At 29.0% G+C, this 23,562-nt stretch carries 24 protein-coding genes and 2 pseudogenes; 19 read left to right on the top strand and 7 right to left on the bottom strand.

Annotated elements, in window-relative coordinates; genetic code table 11:
- Positions 1–32: 32 nt before the first annotated feature.
- The 12 genes and pseudogenes from EL235_RS08080 (at position 33) to msrA (ending at position 11,968) form a co-directional block, all read left to right on the top strand.
- Positions 33–1,234 (top strand): annotated as a pseudogene (locus tag EL235_RS08080) (DUF2920 family protein).
- An 80-nt stretch (positions 1,235–1,314) separates the two neighbouring features.
- Entirely contained in the window at positions 1,315–2,631 is a 1,317-nt protein-coding gene (locus tag EL235_RS04200) for an MATE family efflux transporter (RefSeq protein ID WP_114640329.1), read from the top strand.
- On the top strand, positions 2,607–3,272 hold the full coding sequence (locus EL235_RS04195; protein ID WP_126340872.1) for a M48 family metallopeptidase: 666 nt from the start codon (positions 2,607–2,609) through the stop codon (positions 3,270–3,272). Before EL235_RS04200 ends, EL235_RS04195 begins: the two co-directional genes overlap by 25 nt.
- A 74-nt stretch (positions 3,273–3,346) precedes the next feature.
- The gene (pepE, locus tag EL235_RS04190) at positions 3,347–4,168 is read left to right on the top strand and encodes a dipeptidase PepE (RefSeq protein WP_126340871.1); all 822 of its coding nucleotides are present in this window, start codon (positions 3,347–3,349) and stop codon (positions 4,166–4,168) included.
- Positions 4,169–4,268: 100 nt separating this feature from the next.
- Positions 4,269–5,783, top strand: coding sequence for a hypothetical protein (locus EL235_RS04185; RefSeq protein WP_126340870.1), 1,515 nt, complete (start codon positions 4,269–4,271; stop codon positions 5,781–5,783).
- Positions 5,764–7,962: a carbamoyltransferase HypF gene (hypF, locus tag EL235_RS04180; protein WP_126340869.1), complete on the top strand. Its 2,199-nt coding sequence runs from the start codon at positions 5,764–5,766 to the stop codon at positions 7,960–7,962. Before EL235_RS04185 ends, hypF begins: the two co-directional genes overlap by 20 nt.
- A 63-nt stretch (positions 7,963–8,025) precedes the next feature.
- Positions 8,026–8,760: a hydrogenase nickel incorporation protein HypB gene (gene hypB / locus EL235_RS04175; RefSeq protein WP_115645554.1), complete on the top strand. Its 735-nt coding sequence runs from the start codon at positions 8,026–8,028 to the stop codon at positions 8,758–8,760.
- Positions 8,760–9,041, top strand: a complete 282-nt coding sequence (locus EL235_RS04170) for a HypC/HybG/HupF family hydrogenase formation chaperone (protein WP_039618343.1) — start codon at positions 8,760–8,762, stop codon at positions 9,039–9,041. Before hypB ends, EL235_RS04170 begins: the two co-directional genes overlap by 1 nt.
- Positions 9,028–10,119 carry a hydrogenase formation protein HypD gene (hypD, locus tag EL235_RS04165; RefSeq protein WP_126340868.1) on the top strand — a complete coding sequence of 364 codons (1,092 nt, stop codon included), beginning with the start codon at positions 9,028–9,030 and terminating at the stop codon, positions 10,117–10,119. Before EL235_RS04170 ends, hypD begins: the two co-directional genes overlap by 14 nt.
- Before the next feature lies 1 nt (position 10,120).
- Positions 10,121–11,092, top strand: coding sequence for a hydrogenase expression/formation protein HypE (gene hypE, locus EL235_RS04160; RefSeq protein ID WP_126340867.1), 972 nt, complete (start codon positions 10,121–10,123; stop codon positions 11,090–11,092).
- Positions 11,092–11,457: a hydrogenase maturation nickel metallochaperone HypA/HybF gene (locus tag EL235_RS04155; RefSeq protein WP_039626107.1), complete on the top strand. Its 366-nt coding sequence runs from the start codon at positions 11,092–11,094 to the stop codon at positions 11,455–11,457. Before hypE ends, EL235_RS04155 begins: the two co-directional genes overlap by 1 nt.
- A pseudogene (msrA, locus tag EL235_RS04150) lies at positions 11,447–11,968 on the top strand (peptide-methionine (S)-S-oxide reductase MsrA). Before EL235_RS04155 ends, msrA begins: the two are co-directional and overlap by 11 nt.
- On the opposite strand, the gene EL235_RS04145 reads toward msrA, so the two are convergent.
- Genes EL235_RS04145 through EL235_RS04115 form a run of 7 tightly spaced genes read right to left on the bottom strand, consistent with a single transcriptional unit; the run spans position 11,952 to position 18,813 of the window.
- A complete protein-coding gene (locus tag EL235_RS04145; RefSeq protein WP_012661495.1) occupies positions 11,952–12,152 on the bottom strand; it encodes a YgaP family membrane protein in 201 nt (66 codons plus the stop codon). The pseudogene msrA and the gene EL235_RS04145 sit on opposite strands and share 17 nt — an antisense overlap.
- A gap of 57 nt (positions 12,153–12,209) precedes the next feature.
- Positions 12,210–12,815: a Crp/Fnr family transcriptional regulator gene (locus EL235_RS04140; protein WP_039628336.1), complete on the bottom strand. Its 606-nt coding sequence runs from the start codon at positions 12,813–12,815 to the stop codon at positions 12,210–12,212.
- A gap of 39 nt (positions 12,816–12,854) precedes the next feature.
- The gene (gene tpx / locus EL235_RS04135) at positions 12,855–13,379 is read right to left on the bottom strand and encodes a thiol peroxidase (protein ID WP_126340866.1); all 525 of its coding nucleotides are present in this window, start codon (positions 13,377–13,379) and stop codon (positions 12,855–12,857) included.
- 55 nt (positions 13,380–13,434) lie between these two features.
- Positions 13,435–15,462, bottom strand: a complete 2,028-nt coding sequence (locus tag EL235_RS04130; protein WP_126340865.1) for an ATP-dependent helicase — start codon at positions 15,460–15,462, stop codon at positions 13,435–13,437.
- A gap of 7 nt (positions 15,463–15,469) precedes the next feature.
- Positions 15,470–16,711 (bottom strand): ArsS family sensor histidine kinase, encoded by a 1,242-nt coding sequence (locus EL235_RS04125; RefSeq protein ID WP_039626096.1) that lies wholly within the window; start codon positions 16,709–16,711, stop codon positions 15,470–15,472.
- Positions 16,708–17,382 (bottom strand): response regulator transcription factor, encoded by a 675-nt coding sequence (locus EL235_RS04120; RefSeq protein ID WP_039626094.1) that lies wholly within the window; start codon positions 17,380–17,382, stop codon positions 16,708–16,710. The genes EL235_RS04125 and EL235_RS04120 overlap by 4 nt, the downstream gene beginning before the upstream one ends.
- A 12-nt stretch (positions 17,383–17,394) precedes the next feature.
- Positions 17,395–18,813 carry a DegQ family serine endoprotease gene (locus EL235_RS04115; RefSeq protein WP_039626092.1) on the bottom strand — a complete coding sequence of 473 codons (1,419 nt, stop codon included), beginning with the start codon at positions 18,811–18,813 and terminating at the stop codon, positions 17,395–17,397.
- Between the two features lie 149 nt (positions 18,814–18,962).
- Here EL235_RS04115 and EL235_RS04110 point away from each other — a divergent pair, with 149 nt between their 5' ends.
- From EL235_RS04110 to EL235_RS04080, 7 genes are read left to right on the top strand one after another with little or no spacing between them, the layout of a single operon-like run.
- Positions 18,963–19,835 (top strand): DnaJ C-terminal domain-containing protein, encoded by an 873-nt coding sequence (locus tag EL235_RS04110; protein WP_126340864.1) that lies wholly within the window; start codon positions 18,963–18,965, stop codon positions 19,833–19,835.
- A gap of 12 nt (positions 19,836–19,847) precedes the next feature.
- Positions 19,848–20,222, top strand: coding sequence for a heat shock protein transcriptional repressor HspR (locus tag EL235_RS04105; protein ID WP_039618318.1), 375 nt, complete (start codon positions 19,848–19,850; stop codon positions 20,220–20,222).
- A gap of 21 nt (positions 20,223–20,243) precedes the next feature.
- Positions 20,244–21,869, top strand: coding sequence for a cation:proton antiporter domain-containing protein (locus tag EL235_RS04100; RefSeq protein ID WP_114640318.1), 1,626 nt, complete (start codon positions 20,244–20,246; stop codon positions 21,867–21,869).
- The gene (locus EL235_RS04095) at positions 21,866–22,198 is read left to right on the top strand and encodes a hypothetical protein (protein ID WP_039626086.1); all 333 of its coding nucleotides are present in this window, start codon (positions 21,866–21,868) and stop codon (positions 22,196–22,198) included. The genes EL235_RS04100 and EL235_RS04095 overlap by 4 nt, the downstream gene beginning before the upstream one ends.
- Entirely contained in the window at positions 22,195–22,821 is a 627-nt protein-coding gene (locus tag EL235_RS04090) for an HAD family hydrolase (protein ID WP_114640317.1), read from the top strand. Before EL235_RS04095 ends, EL235_RS04090 begins: the two co-directional genes overlap by 4 nt.
- Before the next feature lie 3 nt (positions 22,822–22,824).
- Positions 22,825–23,088: a DUF2018 family protein gene (locus EL235_RS04085; RefSeq protein WP_039626083.1), complete on the top strand. Its 264-nt coding sequence runs from the start codon at positions 22,825–22,827 to the stop codon at positions 23,086–23,088.
- A gap of 29 nt (positions 23,089–23,117) precedes the next feature.
- Positions 23,118–23,525, top strand: a complete 408-nt coding sequence (locus EL235_RS04080; RefSeq protein WP_069106963.1) for an exporting protein — start codon at positions 23,118–23,120, stop codon at positions 23,523–23,525.
- Positions 23,526–23,562: the final 37 nt, after the last annotated feature.

The raw sequence follows: 23,562 nt of genomic DNA, 5'->3' as shown, positions 1-23,562 counted from the left end.
TATAATTAATCAAAATTTCTAAAAGGCTTAATATGCTCATAAATCAAATCTATTTCATAGACTCTTGCGATGATGTAGAATTAAATATAAAAAGAGAAAGTAAACTAGAATATAAAATCACTTATGATAATAGTAAACAAATGAAAGCTATTGTTTGCATTATTTCTGGATTTGGAGATGATGTAAATAGTGATTATAGAAGACATTTAGCTGAAACCATATGTAGTAATTTTGATGTAATTGTACTTAGTGTTGAGTATCACTGTATTGGTTCAAGATTGAATAATGGTGCAAAAATAATATTTGATAATATAGATAAATTTATACTAGAACATTCATGTAAAGCTTTTGGCATAAAATGGAAAGATTTTGCCTATGATGATTTAAAATATATAGACCAGCAGATGATTGAATTAAAATCAACAAATAAAATTCACAATCAAAGTAAAATTCAACTTAGTGCCACTTTAAAACCAACTAAAAATGAGTATCAAAATTTTGGCATCATGCAAGCAATAGATATATCTAATGCTATATTACATGTGCAAAAAAATATGAGTGGGGGGGGGATATACCAGTAATTTTAGTCGGTAGCTCCCATGGAGGATATTTGGCAAATTTATGTGCTAAAATAAGTCCTTGGATTATAGATGGCATAATAGATAATTCTTCTTATGCACAAACACCTCTTGCGTATTTAGGTTTTTCTAAAGAAATTGATTATACTAAGAACTGCGAATTTTATATAAATTACTCTGAAAATATTGATTTATTTTTGTTTACTAAAAGTTTTTGGACATCTAATCAATATTCTCCTTGTTATTTTTCTAATGCAAGAAAAAGCATTAGAGATATTTTAAATTATGAACATTTAAAACTTCAATCAAGTTATAGAAAAATTCCTTATATTAGCTATCATAGTATATATGATACCATAGCGCCGTTTAAGAACAAGAAAGAACTGTATGTGTTTTTGAGTGAATTAGGATTTGATGTTTGTTTGTATGAAATTAATTGTGAAAAACAAATAGATGGTAGATTAGTTAAAAATTTAAATCACGGATTAGGAATGTCAATAAAAACTTTAATCAAAAAACACTTACCGCAAATTCTACAAGAATCTTTAAAAGATAAAACTTGTAAAAAAGAAATCTCGTATAAATGTGATGATTTAATATATACTTTTAAAGAGAAAAATGAGCAAATTGTTTTAAGTATAATAAATTCAATTTGATATTATTTATTTTATAAAAAGTAATTTTTAAGTAAAATTACTTTTTTACTTTCAAAAATTTATTATCAAAAAGAGTATTTATGGCAAGCAAACAACTTTCACTCAAGCATCTTAGTATGCCTATACTACTTGAAATGTTTTTAAGATATTTTTCTTTGATTATTAACACCGTTATGGTTTCGCAGTATTCTAACTTTTTAGTTGGGGCTATGGGTGCTGGTAATCAAGTAGCAGATTTATTTATTATTATTTTTAGCTTTTTAAGTGTGGGTTGTAGTGTGGTAATTGCTCAAGCTTTAGGAGCTAAAAATTACACTTTAGCTAGAAAAGTAATCCATCAAAGTTTATTTTTAAATGGCTTAATTGGACTTGTGTGTGGAAGTTTGATTTTATGGCATGGAGAGCTTTTGCTTTACCTTTTACAAATTCCAAATGAACTTTTAAAAGATAGTGAAATTTACTTGCATATGCTTGGAATTTGTTTATTTTTTGATGCCATGGGTATAGTTTTGGCTGCTATTATTAGAGTATACAACATGGCTTATTGGGTTATGTTTGTAACTTTATTGATGAATGTTGTAATATTTATAGGAAATTTTTATGTATTGCATTTTACCAAATTAGAGCTTTTTGGAGTAGGGCTTAGCAATATATTTGGGCGTTTAGTAGCTTTTGGCATGCTTGTGGCAATACTTAGTTTTAAACTCAAAATTCATCTTAAAATTAAAGAGATGATAAGCCTTGAAAAAGCTGTACTTAAAAAGATTTTAAATATCGGTGGATTTGCTGCCGGCGAAAATTTAATATGGTTTATACAATACACCATAGCCTTTGCTTTTGTAGCAAGTTTAGGTAAAGAAAACTTAAGTGTTCAAACGATTTATTTTCAAATTTCTTTACTTATCATGTTGGTAGGACAAGCTATAAGTGTGGCAAATGAAATTATCATAGGTAAATTAGTCGGTGCAAAATACTTAAATGTAGCCTATAAACATACCTGGATAGCCTTGTATTTTAGTGTAGTTGTAAGTGCTTTTGTAGCTTTGTTAAATTTTGTTTTGCAAGATTTTACCATGGGTGTAATAAAACTTGAGGAAAATTTAAAAGAACTTATGATACCACTATTTGCACTTTCGATTTTCTTAGAAATTTCAAGAACATTTAATATAGTCATGGTAAATTCATTAAGAGCAAGTGGTGATGCGAGATTTCCATTTTTAAGTGGAGTTGTATTTATGCTTGGAGTTTCTTTGCCTGTGGGCTATATACTTTGCTTTTATGCTGGACTTGGAATTTTAGGAGTTTGGATGGGTTTTTGCGCAGACGAGTTTTTACGCGGTATAGTTAATTCATACAGATGGAAAAGTAAAAAATGGCAAGGCAAAGCACTAGTATAAAAGGAATTTTAGAATTTAAAGAATTTCGTTTTGCTTTTGAAAAGAAAAAACTTAAATATCTAAGACTTAGAATAGATAGAGATTTAAATTTCAAGCTTAGCATACCGCTATATTATGAGCAAAGAGATGTTTTAAGATTTTTAGAAAAAAATGAAAGTTGGATTAGAGCCAAAGAAAAAGAACTTTCTTTAAAAAGGGTAGTTATAGCAAGTGATGAGCTATATTTTTTAGGTAGAAAATACAAGTTAGTCTTTGATGAAAATTATAAAAAAGTATTTATTAAAAAAGGTAAAATCTTTGCAAAAAATCAAAAAGCCTTAGATCTTTTCTTAAGGCGTAGTGCTAGAGTGATTTTTGAGTTTTATATAAAAAAATGGGAATTTGCTTTTGAAAGAAAGGTGCAAAGAATTTGTATTAAGGAAATGATTTCAAGATGGGGTTCTTGCAATCATCAAAAAGCATACATAAACTTAAATTTAAAACTTATGCAAAAACCTATAAAAGCTATAGAATATGTGATTTTGCATGAACTTACACATTTAATTTATCCACATCATCAAAAAGAATTTTATGATTTTTTGTATAAATTAATGCCTGATTATAAAGCATGTGAAGCTCTTTTAAAAAGTTTTATTTATTAATAAAAATTTATTTTATTTTAAATAATTATTTATTAAAATAAATAGTTTTTAAATATTTCTTTAAAGGAGAAACAATGAAAAGAAGAAGTTTATTGAAAGTAGGTGCTATTGGTTTAGCTGCTATGCTTTTTAGCGGGGTAGCTTTAAATGCTAATGATGTAGTTAATTTCCCAAAAGATAAACAAAAAGCTTTATTGCTCTCAAGTTCAGGTTATAAAGATACTGGATATTTAAATCATGCTTTACCTTGGCTTAAAGAATTTGTTGAAAAAAACAACTTAAAAGGTAAAAAAGTAGCTTTTATACCTTATGCAGGTGTTAGAAAAACTTATGAGCAATATGAAGCACAAGTTGCTAAAGCTTTAGAAAGCTTAGGACTTCAAATAGTTAGCGTACATAGGGGTAATGCTGCTGATATTGTTAAAAGTGCTGATGCGATTTTTGTAGGGGGTGGAAATACTTTTGAATTAGTTAATCAGCTTTATAATAATAACCTAGTAGAACTCATCGCAAAAAGGGTAAGTGAGGGTGTGCCTTATGTTGGTTGGTCAGCAGGCTCAAACGTAGCAGGTGCAACTATGATGACAACTAATGATATGCCTATAGTTGAACCAAAATCATTCAATACTTTTAATATCTTCCCTCATCAAATCAACCCACATTTTATCTCAGGTAAACCAGTAGGACACAATGGTGAAAGCCGCGAAGAAAGACTTGAAGAGTTTTTGATTGTAAATCCTAAAGTAGTTGTTTATGCTTTACCAGAAGGTGTTGCATTGTTACTTGATGGCAAAAAAGCAAAAGTTTTAGGTGTAGATAAAAATGCTCCACTTTTAAAACTTGAAAATAAAAAAGAAATTCAAAAAATCGCCATTGGTTCTGAATTTAACTACTAAAATAACAAGCTATCTATATTTTAGATAGCTTTTTTAAGCTTTCCTTAGAATTAAAATTGCTATATTTATACTTTTGAAATTTAATTTTAAGGTTTTAAACTTGCTTTTAGAAATTACTTTTGATTATAAATCTAAAAACGATATTTTTGAGTATTTGTTAGCTTATTATACTAAGGATTATGTGTATGATTATGAGCAAAAAGATGAAAAAATCATCATTAAAGTTAAGGGTGAAAAAGATGAAATTCAAGCCTTTTGTTCTAATTTAGAAAATATTAGCCATAGTGTTTTTTTAAACAAATTTGACTTAAAAGTTATAGAAGAAGATTTTACACCCATAAAAAAAGAAAAAACCTTCACTAAAAGAAGTTTTTTAACAAGACTTAATGCAAACGCTTATACCAATGGTGAACTTTTAGAAAATGAATGGGGTATTTTTGTAGAAGAAGAATTTAAAATAGAAGAGAATTTTATAAAAATCACTAAAGAAAATTTTCATGATAATCTAAAAAAAGCCTTAGAAAAATTAAAAAACAAAGAAAAAATACATTTTAAAAGCTCAAAAGGAGTATATACTTTTGAAATTTTTAATGAAGCATTAGATGATTTTTTAATGCCTTGTGATCCAAAACATATCAATGCATTTTTTTCCTGTAATAACGAGCAGTTTAAAATCTTAGCAGGGGTTGAAAAACCTCTAATGAAACTTAAATTTAATGCTATTTTTAGACAAAATCATCAATTAAATCATGAGTACTTTAAAATAAAAATATATGATAATCTTTTCTTGTTTGCCTTATGTTTTGAGTTTGAAAAAGAAGGAATTAAGTTTTTAAATTTTAAAAAGCTAGAACATTTTGAAGATGATTTTGAAGTGGCTTTAATCGAAAATGAACTAGTAGTTTGCAGGGGTTATGATTATATTTTACCTGAGTTTAAAAATTTGATTTTTCAAAAAGAAGATAAAAATTTTGCAAGAATTTCTTGTATATTGTCTGATTTTAAAGACAAAAAGCCTTTGCTTTTAGAACTTAGCAAAAGAAATGATGATATTATCTTACTTGATAAAGAGCTAAATCTTTTAAAACTTAGCTTACCAAAAAGCTTTGATGAGTTTTATGAAACTATAAGTCAAGATGATGTTGCTAAGAGATTACTGGCTAATTATGAAAAAGAATTTACCCTAGTGCGAAAAGAACTAAATATGGCTAATAATTTTTTTAATCTTTTTGGCATGGTAGGGATGATTTTAGAACTTGATGAAGATGTACAAAGTGCTGCATTAGCGCTTTTAGCCTTAGCAGATGAGAGTAAAATGGCAAAAGGTGTTAGGATAGACTTTAAGCTTAATAAGCAAAAAGAATTTGATTATACTAAAACACTAAGAAGTGTGATGAGTTTTAAGCTTGCTGGAGTAGAAAATCAAATCATAGCCTTAGGTGTTGTTGAGAGTTTGGCGTATTTTTTAAGGGATTTATTTGATGATTTAAAAGCTAAAGAGCAAGTTGATTGCGCCGTGCTTAGTGGGAGCTTGTTTGAGCACAAAAGCCTTAGTAAAAATGTATTCAAACACATACCATTTTTTAAGTTAAGCGATGTCCCGCTTTGGATATGAAATTCATATTAAAGGGCTAGTGCAAGGCGTTGGCTTTCGTCCTTTTGTGTTTAATATAGCCAAAGAGCTTAATTTAAAAGGTGAAGTTTATAATAATAGCTTAGGTGTTATTATAATCCTTGAGTGTAGCAATGATGAATTAGAAATTTTTAAAGAAAAACTCTTAACTAACCTACCATCTTTGGCTAGGATAGATGATTTTGATTTTTCATATAAAAAACTTCAAAAAACTTATAATGATTTCAGCATAAGCGCTTCACAAGATAGTGAAAAATTTAGTCCTATTTTGAGTGATTTTGCTCTTTGTGAGGATTGCTATAATGAATTTTATGATGAAAAAAATCCGCGTTTTAAATATCCTTTTATTACTTGTACAAATTGCGGACCAAGATTTTCTATTATAAAAAAACTTCCATATGATAGAGTTAATACGACTATGGATGAGTTTAAAATGTGTTCTTTTTGTCAAAGCGAATATGAAGATCCTACTAATCGTCGCTTTCATGCTCAACCACTCTCATGTCCAAAATGTAAAATTACTATTTTTTTAAAAGATAAAAATCAAAATATTTTAGCCAAAGATGAAAAAGCTTTTATCTTACTTGCAAAGCTTTTAGGAGAAGGTAAAATCATAGCTTTTAAAGGTATGGGTGGGTTTCATTTAATTTGTGATAGCACAAATGAAAATGCTATAAATGAACTTAGAATACGCAAAAATCGCCCTAAAAAGCCTTTTGCTATTATGGTAAAAGATCTTGAAATGGCTCAAGAATTAGCTTTTATCAATGAAGCTGAGGCAAAACTTTTAACTTCAAATTTAAAACCCATAGTTATTTTAAATAGCAAAAATATCCATAAAAGCTTAGCACCAGATACCAATAAAATAGGCATTATGTTAGCTTATATGGGAACGCATTTAATGCTTTTTGAGCATTTTAAAAAACCTATCATTGCAACAAGTGCTAATCTAAGTTCACAAAGCATTATTTATGAAGAAGCAAAACTTTTAGAGCAACTTAGCGATGTATTTGATTTTTATCTTGATTATGATAGAGCAATTTATAATTCAAGCGATGATAGCATTGCTCAAGTTATTAGCGAAAAAACTATGTTTTTAAGGACTTCAAGGGGTCTTAACCCGCTTTATATTAACACAGTAGATATTTTTAATGTAAAAGAAAATATTCTCGCTCTAGGGAGTGAGTTAAAAAATGAATTTGCATGTTTTTTTAAAAATCAAATTTTCATTTCTCCTTATATAGGTGATATGAAAAGTTTAGACATACAAGAGAGATTTTTTAAAATTTTAACTTTCTTTCAAAACTCTTATAAACTAAATTTTGATCAGATTTTAAGCGATAAACACCCACAATTTAATTATGTAAAAGAATTTAAAAATTATAAAAATTTTCGCGTGCAACATCACTATGCGCATTTGTGTGCTTGTTTATTTGAACATAAAATTTATAAAAACGATGTTTTGGCCTTTATTTTTGATGGAACAGGTTATGGAGATGATGGAAAAATTTGGGGTGGGGAAATTTTTAAAGCGAATTTAAAAAACTATGAAAGGCTAAATCATTTTAAAAATTTCAAACTCATTAATACAGATATTAAAAATATCGCAAATTTAGCTTTAGCTTTGATCTTTGATTTTAATTTAGAAAGCAAAGCTAGCGAGTTTTTGGCTAAATTTTCTCAAGTAAAATTAAACAATCTTAAAAAAATTCATGCTCAAAGCTCTTTACATACGAGTTCTCTTGGTAGGATTATTGATGCTTTTGGCGCTTTTACTTTTGATATACAAAAGCTTGATTATGAAGCACAAATTGGACTTTTAATGGAAAAATATTATGATAAAAATCTTGATTATAGTTACAAATTTGATATCCAAGAAAAAGAAATTTGCTTTAAAAATGCCTTTTTACAAGCTTTAGAAGATAAAGATAAGGTTAAAATTAGTACAGGTTTGCTTAATGGCATTGCAAATTTAATTATAGAATATTCAAAAGATTTTAAAGAAGAAGTACTTTTATGTGGCGGGGTATTTCAAAACAAAACCTTACTTGAAATTTTAGATCGAAAAAATTTTGCTTATAAAACTTCTTTACAATATCCTTGTAATGATAGTTCTATTGCACTTGGGCAACTTGTACATTATTTATCTTTAAAAACTTAATAAAACTCATATTTTTTTAATACTTTTTTATATACAATAAAATAAAAATATAAAGGAAAGATTATGTGTAAAGATTGCGGTTGTTCTATTAATGGACATGAACATCATCATGATCACCATCATGAAAATCCAGCTTTAAAAGATGAAAAAACTATTAATGTTATTAGTAAAATTTTATCAAAAAATGATCATCAAGCAGCTCATAATAGAGAACATTTTAACGAATACAATACTCTTTGTATTAATCTAATGAGTTCTCCAGGAAGTGGTAAAACAACGCTTTTAGAAGAAACTATAAAAACTTTAAAAGACGATTTAAAAATAGCCGTGGTTGAAGGGGATTTGGAAACTAACAATGATGCAAATCGCATTATTAAAGCAGGGGGCTTAGCTCATCAAATCACCACAGGACAAACTTGTCATTTAGATGCTTTTATGGTGCATGAAGCTTTACATCATTTTAAACTTAGCGAGCTTGATATAGTTTTTGTTGAAAATGTGGGAAATTTAGTATGCCCTGCCAGTTATGATTTGGGTGAGCATCTAAATGTAGTTTTACTTTCAGTAACAGAAGGTAGCGATAAGGTAGAAAAATACCCAGTGATGTTTAGAAAAGCTGATTTATTGGTCATTACTAAAGCTGATTTGGCTCAGCATTTTGACTTTGATTTTAAAGCAGCTTCCATGGCAGCTAAAAGATTAAATCCTAAAATAGATATTATGATTTTAGATAGCAAAACAAAAACAGGATTTGATCTTTGGATAAATTATCTAAAAATGAAAAAGGAGCTTAGTTAATGTGTCTTTCTATACCTTCTAAAATTTTAGAAATTGATGAGCTAAATTCAGCCATAGTAGAAACTTTAGGGGTTAAAAGAAGAGTGAGTTTAGACTTGATAAGCGAGCCCTTAAAAGTAGGTGATTATGTGCTTATACATGTGGGTTTTGCGATGGAAAAAATCGACACTCAAGCTGCGCAAGAGAGTTTAAAAATTTATACTGATATAGCAGAGAAAATGCAAAATGGGCAAATTGATGAAAACGAAGGCGATATGGGGCTAAAAAATGGATTTAATTAATGATTTTAGAGATAAAGAAAGAATTTTAGCCCTAAAAGAACTTATTGCTTCTAAAATTACCAAGCCTATTAATATCATGGAAATTTGTGGTGGACATACGCATAGTATTATGAAATTTGGTTTACCCGATTTATTGCCAAAAGAAATTAATTTTGTGCATGGCCCAGGTTGTCCTGTGTGTGTTATGCCAAGAGAGCGTATTGATGTAGCTTTAAAACTTGCGAGTATGTCAAATACTATTTTTTGTGTATTAGGTGATATGCTTAAAGTACCAGGAAGTTATGAAAGCTTAATTGACCTTAGAGTCAAAGGAGCTGATGTTAGAGCACTTTATACGCCTTTGGATGTGATAGATATAGCTTTAAAAAACCATGAAAAAAATATAATCTTTTTTACCATAGGTTTTGAGACAACTACGCCTATGAGTGGGGTAATTATAGAAAAAAGCATAGCTTTAAATTTAAAAAATTTATTTTTTCATATTAATCATGTTTTGGTTCCACCTGCAGTAGAAGCTATCATGCAAGATGAAAATGTAAAAATTGACGCCTTTTTAGGGCCTTCTCATGTAAGCGTTATCACAGGATCAAACATTTATGAACCTATTGCTAAAAAATATAAAACTCCTATAGCAGTGAGTGGTTTTGAGCCAGTTGATATAATGCTTAGCGTGTTAAATATAGTAGAGCAAAAGAATGTAAATACTTTTGAAGTTTATAATGAATATCACAGAGTAGTTAGCAAAGAGGGTAATTTAAAAGCTAAAGCTTTAGTAGAAAAATACTTTAAGCCTTGTGATTTTGAATTTAGAGGTCTTGGAGTAATTGCAAATGGTGGGCTTTGTTTAAAAGATGAATTTGCGCACTTAGATGCTAGCAAAGTGTTTGATTGTAAAGTGCAAAGTAAAGATGAAAGCAAAGCTTGTATTTGTGGTCAAATTTTAAGAGGCTTAGCTAAGCCTTATGATTGCAAGGTATTTGCAAAAGCTTGTACTCCAAAAAATCCAATAGGTAGCTGTATGGTTTCTAGCGAAGGAGCTTGTGCGGCTTATTATAAATATTATCAAGATAAGGCATAAAATGAAGCAAATTACTTTAGCCCATGGTGGCGGTGGCGAAGAAATGAATGCTTTGATAAGTGAAATTTTTTCTGTTTTTGAAAATGATGTTTTAAAAGAAGCAAATGACGCTGCTATTTTAGATGATTTGGCTTTTAGTACTGATTCTTTTGTGCTAAATCCTATCTTTTTAAAAGATACAAATATAGGAAAACTAGCAGTTTGTGGTAGCGTAAATGATGTATTAATGGTGGGAGCAAAACCGCTATATTTGTCACTAGCCTTGATTTTAGAAGAGGGTTTTGAGATAGAAAAGTTAAAAATCATACTAAAATCTATAAAAGAAGAATGTGATAAAGCGGGAGTAAAACTAGTTTGTGGGGATACTAAAGTTGTTCCTAAAAATAAAGGCGATGAAATATATATTAACACTTCATGTATAGGAAAAAATATACAAAAAATTAATACAAAAGACTTAGAAAGTGGTTGTAGTATCTTAGTTTCAAGGGATATTGGAGCTCATGGTTGTGCGGTTTTGGTTGAAAGAAATAATTTAGAGGCAAATATCCAAAGTGATTGTAAAAATTTAAAAGATGAAGTTTTAACACTTTTGAATGCAGATATTTCCATAAAAGCAATGCGCGATGCTACGCGTGGTGGACTTAGCGCGGTTTTAAATGAATGGGCTAAATTAAGTAATTTAGAGCTTTTGATATATGAGGAAAAAATTCCAGTTTGTGATGAAGTTTTAGGGGTTTGTGAGCTTTTTGGATATGAGCCTTATGAGCTTGCAAATGAAGGAACTTTTATTATTTGTGTAGATAAAAAAGATGAGCAAAAGGCATTAGAAATTCTAAAACAATTTAATACTAATGCAGCCGTTATAGGTGAAATCACAGCTAATGAAAAAGCAAGAGTGGTTTTAGAAAATGCTTATGGAGCAAAACGCATTTTAGAAGCTCCAAAGGGCGAACTTTTACCAAGAATTTGCTAATGCATGAGTTAAGTATTACAGAATCTTTGCTAGAGCTTTGCGAAGAATACGCTCAAGGAAAAATTATTGAAGAAGTACATGTGAAAATAGGGCGCTTAAGCGGGGTTGAACCTCCACTTTTACAAAGAAGTTTTGAAACTTTTAAAGAAAATAGTCCTTTGTGTAAGAATGCTAAATTTGTTATACATATTCAAGAAATAGTAGTTGAGTGTCAAAAATGCCATTTTAGTGGAGTACTTGAAAATAATATCTTTTGGTGTCCAAAATGCGAAGATAAAGATTTAAAAATCATAGATGGAGAAGAACTTTATCTTATGCAACTTGTTTTAAAAGAAAACGAGGATTTAGAAAACAATGACAAATAAAGAAATCATTTTAGGTGCGGGTTGTTTTTGGTGTACTCAAGCTGTGTTTGATGAAATTAAAGGCGTAGTTTATACAGAAGTAGGTTATAGTGGTGGTAAGCCAAATCCAAGTTATGAAAGCGTGATAAATGGTGATGGAAATATAGAAGTAGCTAAGATAATTTATGATGAAAAACAAATTTCATTAGAAAAAATTTTAGAAATTTTTCTCAAAATGCATGATCCAACAAGCCTAGATAAACAAGGTGCTGATAAGGGGATACAATATAGATCAGTTATTTTTTATCAAGCTAATGAGGAGTTAAAAACCATTAGTGATTTTTTACAAAAAGTACAAAAATATTACGCTAAAGCCATAGTTACACAAGTTTTAAAATTAGAAAAAATTTTATAGGGCTGAGGATTATCATCAAAAATATTTTAAAAATAATCCCAACCAAGCTTATTGTAGATTTATATCATCGCACCAAAGCTAGAAAAACTAGCAAATCATTCTAATTTTTCTTTTTAGAAATAGGGCAAACCCCAAGTGGACAAGCTTGTTTTCCACTAAGCACTCTTATAGGACAAACAGCAAAAATACCTGTTAATAAAGGAATTAAACCCAATAATCCCCACCAAGTTGAAAAATAAACTCCTAAAGAAAACGCCACTATGGCTAAAGCTATTCTTAGAACTCTTTCTAATTTACTCATAATTTCTCCTTTTTGTTGATATTATAAATAAATTTTAAAAGTATTTCTGTGATAAAGTTACAAAGAAATTAGTATTATTTTAGATCTTTCAAGTTTGATTTTACCTTCTTTTTCTAATTCTTTTAAAATTCTTGAAACAGCTTCTCTAGCGCTTCCTAAGTGATTAGCTAAAGCTTCATGGGTAATTTTTAAAGTATTATTACTAGCATTTTCTTTTAAAAAATCACAAATTCTAGAAGATAAAGGCATAAATAAAGCTTGCTCTAAAACTTTGATTAAGGTATTAAAACGCTTGGTAATTAAACTTAAAACATAATTATTAATTTTTGGGTATTTTTCTTTTAAAATTTGAAAAATTGATGAGGGGATGATGGCTATACTTGTATTTTGGGTACTTTGTATAAAAACATCATAAGATATACCATCCATATTACACTCAGAGCAAATAACGCATTCATCATTTTCTTTAAGGTGAAAAAGTGTTATTTCTTTTGCATTTGGAGTTAGAATAAAAGCTCTAAGCTCGCCTTTTAAAATTTTTATAAATCCTAAACATTTATCATTGACCTTAAAGTCTTTTTCAATGTTTATTATTTGTAAGTGCTCTTGTATAAGTTTGAGATCTTGTTTTTCTATTTCAAAATGAGAAAGAAAATTTTCCATATTTTTAAGTTTTAAAAGCCTATAAAAGGCTTTTAAATTTTAGTGGCAACCACAACCACCACATCCACAACTTTGACCAAAGAAGCTTTCTAGAGCTTGCATATTTGGAAGTTCGGTGATCTCATCTACTAATTCCTTATAAACTACAACACCATCTTTAACTACAAAAACAGCCCTAGCTAAAATTCCCTCAAGTGGACCATCAGCCATTAAAACACCATATTTTTCACCAAATTCTTTAGATACAAAATCACTAGCAACGCTTAAATTATCTATGCCTTCAGTTGAGCAAAAACGACCCATAGCAAAAGGTAAATCCATGCTTACAACAATTACTTCAACACCACTTGCCGCCGCTCTTTTGTTAAATTCTCTGGCTTCGGTTGCACATACTGGAGTATCAAGACTTGGTACGCTAATGATAACTTGTGTTTTTCCTTTTGGAGCAATTTCAATACCCGAAAGATCTTTAGCTTTTAAAGTGATATTTGGAGCCATATCACCAACTTGGATATTATTTCCTTTTAAATTTACTTTATTTCCTTTGAATAATACACTATTCATTTTTTCTCCTTTTAATGGTTTTTATTAATCATAATATAAAAAGATTAATAAAGTCTTATTTTTGTTCTTCTTTACACATACCTGCTTCGATTAGAAAACATGAAGGTTGATAAGTGCTTTTTTTAATCTTATCATATTTTGCATAACTTAAGTACAAAGTATCTTTAGCTCTAGTTACTGCTACATAAAAAAGTCTTCTTTCTTCTTCCAAACTTCCACCCATACTCATGAGCTTTTGATTTGGAAACCTTCCTTGTGCAAGATCAATTACAAATACAAGTTCAAATTCAAGTCCCTTGCTTGCATGTATGCTTAAAAGATTAACCCCATTACCACTACTCATTTCACTAGCACCAAGAGTAAGGAAATTATAGTATTTGTAATTATCACTATAATTTTTTGCAAGTTCTTTTAATACAAACATTTTTGCATTAATTTTTTCTAAAATTTCACTTTTTTTGTTTAAATCTACATTAGAATTTTTGTTGGTTGCTTTTTTGGTTGCTAAAATATCACAAATTTCTTTGAAATAATCATTTTCTAAAATCAAATTCACAAGTTGAGTTGAAATTTTACATTCACTTGCCTTTTTTATAAAAAGATAAATTTTTTCAAGATTTTTCGCGCAAATATCATTGATTTTAGGCAAGCTTAAAATAGGGTGGGTGTTAAATTCACTTTCTAGGTTAAACCTTGATGGAGAAGCTAGTTCTTCAATATCATCAAAAAGTCCTAGTTGATAGCTTTGCTTTTTATATTTTTTTAAACTTACACTAACATCAGGATTTAAAAAGCCTTTAATCAAACTAGAATGTCCCAGTTTTAATAAAGCATCAAAAATATCTTTTGCTAAAACCCCGCCAACTCCTTTAGTGTATTCAAGTAAGTGTATAAAAGCCATGATGTCTTTTGGATTAAGCACAATTGCGAGCATAGAACAAAAGTTTTTTACCTCTAAACTTTCAAAAAAGCTTCCCCCGCCTTTTCTTTTACTTGCTATGCCAAGTTCTCTTAAGGCAACTTCTACTCCATCTGCACTAGAGTTATTTCTAAAAATCACAGCAATTTCATCAAGATTAACCCCGCTTTGTAAGATTATTTTTGCTATAGTAGAGTATTGATCAAATAATTCATTAAAAGTTAGCAAACTTGGAGCTTTAAAATCTCCTTCTCTAGTTACAATTAATTCTTTAGGATATAATCTTTCATTGTTTAAAATTACTTTATTGGCTAGTGCAAGTATATTTTTACTAGAACGATAGTTTTTATTTAAAGTAAAAATATTTGCATCAATAAATCTATCTTTAAAACTTCCTATAATAGAAATATCAGCTCCATTAAAAGCATAAATACTTTGATCATAATCTCCTACACAAAATAAACTTTTACTTTTAAAAGCATCAATAAGCGAGCCTTGTAAAGTATTAGTATCTTGGTACTCATCTACTAAAATTTCATCAAATTCAAAATGATGTGAAGCTAAAACATGTTTTAATTTTATCAATAAATCATTAAAATCCACATAGTTAAAGCGCGCTTTTTCTTCTTCGTATTCTTTTAAAATATCTTCATAAATTTCAGCATAAACAGCTTGCTCATCATAGTTTTGACAAAACCAATTATAAAATTCATCTAAGTTTGCATTGGTATTTTGAAATAAAGAATACACATCATACAAATAGCTTGGCATATAAGGTTTAGTGTCACTTAAATGATGAAAAGTGCGTTTTTCAAAAATAGAACGCAAAAGAATTTTAAGCTCACTTGCAGGTTTTAAAATAATATCATGATTTAATTCTTTAAGCAAAGTGTAAGCGGTGCTATGAAAGGTTCCTGCTGTGATTTTTGAAGTAATACTTTTATCAAAATACCTACCAAGTCTTTCTATCATTTCTTTACTAGCTTTGTTTGTAAAGGTTAAAAGCATAATTTTTTCAGGCTTTATACCATTTTGAAGTAAAAAAGCTATTCTTGCAACTATGGTTGAAGTTTTGCCTGTGCCTGCACTTGCTATGATTAGGTTGTGTCCAAAAGGAGCACTAGCAGCTTTATATTGTTCTTCGTTTAAACGCGATAAGGGCATGAATTTCCTAGTTTAAAATTATATTTTGTATATCATTAAAATAAAAATGGTTGATACCATCTTTATATTCATAATAAAGCGTAAGTTTATGAGAATCTAAAATAGTCTTAACAATGTATAATCCAAGTCCAAAACTATCTTTATTTTTCTTGCCTTGTGTAAAGGCTTGAGTATAGTATTTTAAGTCTTTATCTAGGGCTTTTCCTTTGTTTTTAAAGCAAAGATAATCTTTAGTTATTTCTATGGTAACGCAATTTTCATCAGAATATTTTGTCGCATTATCTATCATGTTTTTCATTGCTGTGGTAAAAAGTTTAAAATCCACATTAACACTAAAACTTTCTTTGATGCTAATTTTTACCTTTTCATCATCGCTCATAGCTATATCTTTAGCTTCATCTAAAAGATCTAAGATATTGTATTTTTTTAAATTAATCAAACCAGCACCTGAAGTAATTTGTTCAATGGCTGCAAATTCATTAATCAAAATTTCCAAACGATTAAAAGCACCTACTAATCTTTCTTTATATTTGCTATCTTCAAGCATTTCTAAAGTGATTAAGCCTTTAGTAATAGGGGTTTTTAATTCATGCATAATATTTCTTAAGAAAAACTGCCTTGAAGTATTTAGTTTTTGAATTCTTAAAATAGATTCATAAAAGGCTGTTGCTACTTGGGAAATTTCATCATTGCCTTTGCTAACATTTTGAATTTCACTGAGTTTGTTTTCGCCAAATTTATCTATTTGCCTTTTTAAAGCTCTAAGTGGTTTTAATTTTCTAATGATAAAAATATATAAAATCAATAAAACCATTACTACTATACTAGCAATAAGTTTAATCACAAAATAACGATAACCTTGATATTCTAAATCTTTATACAAATAAAGTTTACCATCAAAGATGATTTTTAAATATACATTATCTTCTAAAGTGATGATTTCAACCACACCTGTGCTAGTTTGAGCACGTGCTATAGTTTCAGCTTTATAGATGATTTTTCTTATAGAAGATGGCGCGGTTAGTTCTATCATTTTGTAATTTTTTGTTTGTTCATAAAATTCTTTTTCGCTAATTACACGATTAAAATATAATAATCTTACATTAGCTATAAAAGAATATTTTGCATTAAGCTCATTAGTGTAATTTTGCTGATCATATTTTATAAGCCATAAAAATGCTAAAATCACACTAACACTAGCAAGCAAGAAAACAAAGGTTATAGTATAAAAAATCGATGATTTATTCATTGAGTTAGTTTATATCCTATGCCTCTGATTGAATGAATATATTTTGGAGTTTTAGGATCATCTCCGATTTTTTGTCTGATTCTGCTAATGATTACATCTATACTTTTATTGCTAGAGTCTTCACTAATAGAACTACAATTATACACAAGTTCTTCACGGCTTACCACTCCACCTTCTTTTTTAATTAAATAACTTAAAATATCAAATTCAGCATTTGTAAAGCTAATTTCTTGATCTTTCATAGTAATAGTATGTTTGTATTTATCATACACAAGATCTTTTTTAACTTGAGCTTGAGCGGTTTTAGTATTTGAAATTCTTCTTAAATGACTTTTAATCCTTGCTTGAAGCTCTTGAGGGTTATAAGGTTTTGGTAAATAATCATCAGCGCCCAAATCAAGTGCTGCAACCTTATCACTAATGTCATGTCTTGCACTTGAAATGATAATAGGTGTATCATATTTTTTACGAATTTCCTCACACACTTCAAGTCCATCAAGTCCAGGTAAGCTTAAATCCAAAATGATTAAATCATAAGGATTTAAAGCAAGTCTTGAAAGACCTATATAAGGCTCATGAGCAATATCTACCTTCATGTCAAATTGCTCTAAATATTCAGCTATAATCTCGGCTAATTCTAAATCATCTTCTATCATTAAAATATTTGTCATTATTTTCCTTTCTTAAAAAAGTAAAGCTCTAACCATACCGCCTCTATTAATCCAAATTTTAACATATTCTTTGCCTTTGTTTAATTCTAAAGCCTTAGATAATTCTTTAAAATTTAAAACTTCGTATTGATCAATACCTATAATAATATCACCTTGCTCAAAACCTATTTTTTCTGCTTTTGATTTTGGAGTAACTTCAGTAATTAAAATACCACTAATATTTTCAGGTATGCGGTATTGTTGTTTATTTTTAGAATTAAGTTCTACTAATTTTAAACCATCAATATAACCTTTTTCATATTGTAGCGATTTTTCATCTGTTTTGAGCATAAATTTAGCTGTTTTGACTTTATTATCTCTTTCATAAGTTACTTCTATAGCTTGTTTTGGATCGATGCTTCCTATATAATTTTTTAAATCCATAGGACTTTTAATTACAGTTTTATCTACTTTTATAATCAAATCACCTCTTTTTAATCCCGCATTATAAGCTGCTGAATCTTTTTGCACTTCAGTGATTAAAGCTCCTTCTTGATTAGTATAAGCTTTTTTGATATCTTGAGTTAAAGCTCCTATGACTACACCTAAATAACCTCTTTCTATTTTTCCATGCTCAATGAGTTTTTGCGCAATAGATTTTGCCATATTAGAAGGGATTGCAAAGCCTATACCATTATTTCCACCACTTCTTGAAAGTATGGCCGAATTTATCCCAACTAAAGCTCCTCTACTATCTACCAAAGCTCCACCTGAATTTCCAGGATTAATAGAAGCATCGGTTTGAATGAAATTTTCATATTGATTTAAACCTATATTATTTTTATTTAAGGCTGAAATAATCCCACTTGTAACACTGCTTCCAACACCAAAAGGATTACCTAGAGCAAATACCACATCACCTTCTAATAATTTATCCGAATCAGCAAAAACCACAGCAGGTAGATTTTTTGCTTCTATCTTTATCACTGCTAAATCTGTTTTAGGATCAGCACCGATTAATTTAGCTTTATATTCAGTACTTGAATCAGGTAAATTTACAGTGATTTTTTCTGCACCCTCTATAACGTGATTATTTGTTATGATATAACCATCACTTGAAATAATTACGCCAGACCCAAGCGAACTTACTACTTCTTTTTTATTCTTTTTATTTTTTGGAGCTTGTGGAAAATCAAAACCAAAAAATTGCTTAAAATAAGGATCATTGAAAAAATCATCAATCCCAAAGGAATTACTTTGAACGGTTTTAGAAGTTGAAATATTAACAACTGAACTTTTGACTTTTTGTATAGAATCATGATAAGAAAGTATAGTGTTTTGATTATCAGTTGGTAAGGATCGTTGTGTATTATTATCTGCTTGTTTAAAATCAATACTAGTACCAAAAAGAGTAGTTGCTAATGCCACAGAGAGAACTAGAGTTTTTTTCATATATTATCCTTTGTAAAATTAATTTACACAAGTATAAAATTTTATTTTTACGCAATTGTAAATAAAACCTTTAGTTTTAAAACTTATAAAAGTTGATTGACTAAGACTAAAGTTTATGATATAATCTTATAAAAAATAAGGGATAATAAATGAGTAATAGTTTATATGAAACACTAGGTGTTTCGCAAAATGCTAGCGCAGATGAGATAAAAAAAGCTTATAGAAAATTAGCAAGACAATATCACCCAGATATCAATAAAGAAGCAGGTGCTGAAGAAAAATTTAAAGAAATCAATGCCGCTTATGAGATTTTAAGTGATGAGAAAAAAAGAGCTCAATATGATAGATATGGTGATTCTATGTTTGGCGGGCAAAGTTTTCATGATTTTTCAAGAAATGCAGGTGGAGCTGATATTAATGATATTTTGAATAATATTTTTGGTGGAGGATTTGGGGGTTTTGGCAGAGGTTTTAGCTCTAGTAATAGTTTTAGAAGTGGTTTTGGAGGATTTGGGGGGTTTGAAGAGGATTTAGACTTGCAAGCAAGTGTTAAAATTCCTTTTGAAAAAGGAATTTTAGGTGGCGAACATACTATAAGTATCAATAATGAACAAGTTAAAATCAAAATTCCACATGGAATAAAAGATGGCGAAAAGCTACGCATACGAGGCAAGGGAAAAAGCTTTCAAGGGCAAAAAGGAGATTTGATTTTAAAAGTTGAGCTTGAAAAAAGCGATGAATATGAAAGAGAAGATGATGATTTATACAAAAAGGTTGAAATTAGCTTAAAAACAGCACTTTTTGGAGATAAAATCAGCGTGTATACCCCAAGAAAAGAAGTTAAAATCACCATACCGCCAAATTCAAAAAACAATCAAAAAATCAGACTTAAAGGTTATGGGGTACAAAATAGAAAAACAGATCTTTATGGGGATATGTATTTAATTTTGAATGTAAAAATACCTGATATTAATAGTCTTGACCCTGAAATTATAAAAATTTTAGAAGAAAAATTACCTTAAAAGGAGCGAGTGATGGAGCATAGTTATGATGAACCAGTATATCTTATAAGTGTTGTTGCAAAGGTTTTAAGCATACATCCACAAACTCTAAGACAATACGAAAAAGAAGGTTTGGTTGAGCCAAGTAGAACTGATGGCAAAATGAGACTATATTCTCAAAAAGATATAGATAGAATTAAAATGATTTTACGTTTAACAAGAGATCTTGGAGTTAATTTAGCTGGTGTTGATGTGATTTTGAAACTAAAAACAAAAATTGATGAATTTGAAAATACTATCGAAGAATTAAGACTAGAACTTGATAGAAGAGATAATCCTTCAAAATCAAGAGCAGTGGTTAAACACAGAAGTAATTTTGATTTAATTTTTTTAGAAAAAATGAAATAATAGAATAAAAAAGGCTAATTAGTGGAAGAGTTTTTAAATGTCTTTTTAGTTGCAGTTGCTTTTGCTGTAATTTTAAATGTAATTTTAAAAAAATTTGGTATTCCAACTATTATAGGCTATATAGCTACAGGTTTATTTGTACGTGAATTTTATGGTTTTAGCACCAATGAAATCATTATCCATGTAGCTGAGTTTGGTATAGTTTTTTTAATGTTTACCATAGGGCTTGAATTTTCATTTAAACATCTTTTAGCAATGAAAAAAGAAGTGTTTTTAAATGGAAGTTTGCAAATGCTAACTTGTGGCTTGGTTTGTACTTTACTTGTAACTTATATTTTAGGTATAGCAAACCATATAGCAATGATAGCGGGTTTTGCTCTAGCTTTATCATCCACTGCTATAGTTTTAAAAATACTTAATGATAGCGGTGATATTAATGAAGAATATGGTAGAAAAGCTTTGGGAATTTTACTTTTTCAAGATATTGCCGTAATACCACTGCTATTAATGATTGATATATTTAGCTCTCAAAATGCTGATATTTCAAAACTTTTACTTACAACCTTAGTCAGTGCTATGATTTTGCTTGTTTTGCTTTATTTTATAGGTAAATACCTTTTTACTTATGTTTTAAAATTTATCATTAAGACTAATGCAAATGAAATTTTCATTGCTACCATTCTTTTTACTGTTATAGGAGCAAGCTTTTTAGCACATACTTTTGGTTTTTCATACTCGCTTGGAGCATTCATAGCTGGAGCTTTGATAGCTGAAACTAAATATAAACATAAAATAGAAGCAGACTTGGTTCCTTTTAGAGATTTACTTTTAGGATTTTTCTTTATTAGCGTTGGCTTGCAAATTGATTTTTACATAGTTTTTGAAAATTGGTTTTTGATTTTTGTTTTTGTAAGTTTAGTGTTGTTGGTAAAATTTGTTGTAATTTATGGACTTTTAGCTCTTTATACAAGAAAAAGAGTAGCTTTAAAAACCGCCTTGAGTATCTCTCAAATTGGAGAATTTGCACTAGCAGTGTTTTCACTAATGCAAGTTAATTCATTATTAGATGAAAAAACAGCACAAATTTTTATTATAGTTTCTATCATCACCATGGTTGCAACCCCTTTTATTTTAAATAATCTTAGAAAAATAGCCAATGTAGCTGAAGGCGAACAAAATGATATGGCTAAATTTTATCTATGCGATCAAAAAATGAAAGATCATTTTATTATTTTTGGTTATGCAAGATTAGGCCAAGAAGTAGTGCAAAAGATTAAAAAAACAGGTATTCCATATCTAGTTTTAGAAAGTGATTTAAATTTAGTTGAGCTTGGGCGTAGTAGAAATGAAAATGTATTTTTTGCAAATGTTGCACAAGTAGAAACACTAAAGGTAGCCAATATAGAAGAATGCTCAGTTGCTATTATAACCATAAGCAATGAAGCTAAACTTGATATGCTTTACCAAGTGCTTTCTAATTTTAACAAACCTATACAAACGGTTTTAAAAACAAGTGGTACAGGTGCTAAGATCATTTTCCCACATACTGATAAACATTTGCATATTGTAGATGCTGAAGCTTCAATTGCTAGAAATTTAGTACAAGAAGCATTGCAATGTAGAATTAATACAAGTGCAGCAGAATGAAAAACGATGAAAAAGCTTTAAGGGTTAAATATGTAAGAGCTTTAGAAAAATTTGCTAATTCTGCTGTAAGTGCTTTAAAAAGGGAAGATTTTGATTTAACACTTTTTAGAGAAAGAGTGCAAAAAAATGCTAAAATCTTTGAAAAAGTTCAAGCAGTGTTTTTGGATTCTACCTATACTAAGGCTTTGGAGCTTTTTGTAAATGAATGCTTAGATGAGAGTTTAGATCAAAAAACCTTAGCTTCAAAAGCTAATGCCTTATATAAGTTAAAAAATAATCAAAGTTACAAAAAAGACAAACATAAAATTAAATTTAAGGATGAATATTGATAAATGTGATTTTTGATATGGATGGCACGCTTATAGATAGTGCCAATGCCATAGTGTGTGCAGTAAATGAAATAAGAGCAGATTTAAATTTAGAACCTTTAAAAAGAGAGTTTGTTTTAGATACTATCAATACTCCTGGACAAAATTATGCTAAGATTTTTTACGGGGTTGATACTTACTCACATACTAGTTTTAAAGAAGGTTATGAGAAGTATTTTATTAAGCATTATAATCAAAGTGTTGTGCTTTTTGATGGTGTGCTTGAAGTTTTGGAATTTTGTAAAAAAAATGATTGCTATTTAGCTATAGCTACTAATGCACCTCAAGAAAGCTTAGTGCCTATTTTAAAAAAACAAAACATTCTTTCATATTTTGACAAAATATTAGGTGTTAGTTATGGTATAGAAGCCAAACCTGATCCTATGATGCTAAGATTAATCGCAGATGAAGCAAAATATGAAAAAAGTGTTTTTATAGGCGATAGCTTAAAAGATAGACTTTGTGCTAAGAATGCTAAAATGGATTATATACATATTTCTTGGCATAAAGAAATTAAAAACTTAGATGAAGCTAACGATAAAACCACTTTAATAGAAAAAATTCAAACTCACATGAAAGGTTGAAAAATGGATATTTTTGATGAAATGTTTGCAAAAAACCCTAAAGAAAAATTTATCGAAACAATAAAATATGCAAATTTAGGGGCATTGGAAAATGTTTTAGAAAAATTATTAGCCGATCATATTGCTATGATAGAGCTTTTAGAAAAAAATAATTTAAATGAAGCTGATGTAGCGCAATTTCAAATGGAAAATTCACTCTTAATAGATGAGAGAAAAAATGATTTTTATATAGGTTTAAGTGCTGAAATTTTAGGGCATGAGGGTTGATTTTGCGTTTATTTTTATCTTTATTTTTGATGCTTAATTTTTTAAAGGCTGAAGTATTTTTTGATTATACTTATAAATTTACTTTAAACAAAGATGAAAAAGCAAGTGTAAAAATAAAAGAAATTGACTATCCTGATGAGATTTATTATTTTGACTTTTCATGGACTTTGTTTGATCAAACTAATATCATTGTTCATTCAAGATATAAAAAATACCCTAGACAATTTGTGATGTCTTTAAGAAGAAATTTAAATTGGGTTGATCAAACCTTAGTGCCTGATTATAAAAACCCTCATATAGATAGAGCAAGACTAATACTTGAATTTAGTGATTTTAAAAAAGGTGAAGCTATTTTTACTATATATATAGAAGATAGAGATAAAAGATTAGAAATAGAATTTTTAGACCCTAGAAAAGCTAATCTTAACCAAAACTAAAGTAAAATTTAATAAAATACAATTATAAGAAAACTAA

The organism is Campylobacter lari, from assembly GCF_900638335.1.
Taxonomy (GTDB): Bacteria; Campylobacterota; Campylobacteria; order Campylobacterales; family Campylobacteraceae; genus Campylobacter_D; species Campylobacter_D lari_E.
This window is presented reverse-complemented; position numbering and strand designations above follow the sequence as displayed.

Excerpts from the sequence above, each read along its gene's own strand:
- EL235_RS04130 (WP_126340865.1), bottom strand. The coding sequence starts at position 15,462 with ATGCCCTTATCGCGTTTAAACGAAGAACAATATAAAGCTGCTAGTGCT.
- EL235_RS04145 (WP_012661495.1), bottom strand. The coding sequence starts at position 12,152 with ATGAGTAAATTAGAAAGAGTTCTAAGAATAGCTTTAGCCATAGTGGCG.
- EL235_RS04115 (WP_039626092.1), bottom strand. The coding sequence starts at position 18,813 with ATGAAAAAAACTCTAGTTCTCTCTGTGGCATTAGCAACTACTCTTTTT.
- pepE (WP_126340871.1), top strand. The coding sequence starts at position 3,347 with ATGAAAAGAAGAAGTTTATTGAAAGTAGGTGCTATTGGTTTAGCTGCT.
- hypB (WP_115645554.1), top strand. The coding sequence starts at position 8,026 with ATGTGTAAAGATTGCGGTTGTTCTATTAATGGACATGAACATCATCAT.
- EL235_RS04125 (WP_039626096.1), bottom strand. The coding sequence starts at position 16,711 with ATGAATAAATCATCGATTTTTTATACTATAACCTTTGTTTTCTTGCTT.
- EL235_RS04170 (WP_039618343.1), top strand. The coding sequence starts at position 8,760 with ATGTGTCTTTCTATACCTTCTAAAATTTTAGAAATTGATGAGCTAAAT.
- EL235_RS04085 (WP_039626083.1), top strand. The coding sequence starts at position 22,825 with ATGGATATTTTTGATGAAATGTTTGCAAAAAACCCTAAAGAAAAATTT.
- EL235_RS04095 (WP_039626086.1), top strand. The coding sequence starts at position 21,866 with ATGAAAAACGATGAAAAAGCTTTAAGGGTTAAATATGTAAGAGCTTTA.
- tpx (WP_126340866.1), bottom strand. The coding sequence starts at position 13,379 with ATGAATAGTGTATTATTCAAAGGAAATAAAGTAAATTTAAAAGGAAAT.
- EL235_RS04200 (WP_114640329.1), top strand. The coding sequence starts at position 1,315 with ATGGCAAGCAAACAACTTTCACTCAAGCATCTTAGTATGCCTATACTA.
- hypE (WP_126340867.1), top strand. The coding sequence starts at position 10,121 with ATGAAGCAAATTACTTTAGCCCATGGTGGCGGTGGCGAAGAAATGAAT.
- hypD (WP_126340868.1), top strand. The coding sequence starts at position 9,028 with ATGGATTTAATTAATGATTTTAGAGATAAAGAAAGAATTTTAGCCCTA.
- EL235_RS04080 (WP_069106963.1), top strand. The coding sequence starts at position 23,118 with ATGCTTAATTTTTTAAAGGCTGAAGTATTTTTTGATTATACTTATAAA.
- EL235_RS04140 (WP_039628336.1), bottom strand. The coding sequence starts at position 12,815 with ATGGAAAATTTTCTTTCTCATTTTGAAATAGAAAAACAAGATCTCAAA.
- EL235_RS04120 (WP_039626094.1), bottom strand. The coding sequence starts at position 17,382 with ATGACAAATATTTTAATGATAGAAGATGATTTAGAATTAGCCGAGATT.
- EL235_RS04155 (WP_039626107.1), top strand. The coding sequence starts at position 11,092 with ATGCATGAGTTAAGTATTACAGAATCTTTGCTAGAGCTTTGCGAAGAA.
- EL235_RS04110 (WP_126340864.1), top strand. The coding sequence starts at position 18,963 with ATGAGTAATAGTTTATATGAAACACTAGGTGTTTCGCAAAATGCTAGC.
- EL235_RS04105 (WP_039618318.1), top strand. The coding sequence starts at position 19,848 with ATGGAGCATAGTTATGATGAACCAGTATATCTTATAAGTGTTGTTGCA.
- EL235_RS04195 (WP_126340872.1), top strand. The coding sequence starts at position 2,607 with ATGGCAAGGCAAAGCACTAGTATAAAAGGAATTTTAGAATTTAAAGAA.
- hypF (WP_126340869.1), top strand. The coding sequence starts at position 5,764 with ATGTCCCGCTTTGGATATGAAATTCATATTAAAGGGCTAGTGCAAGGC.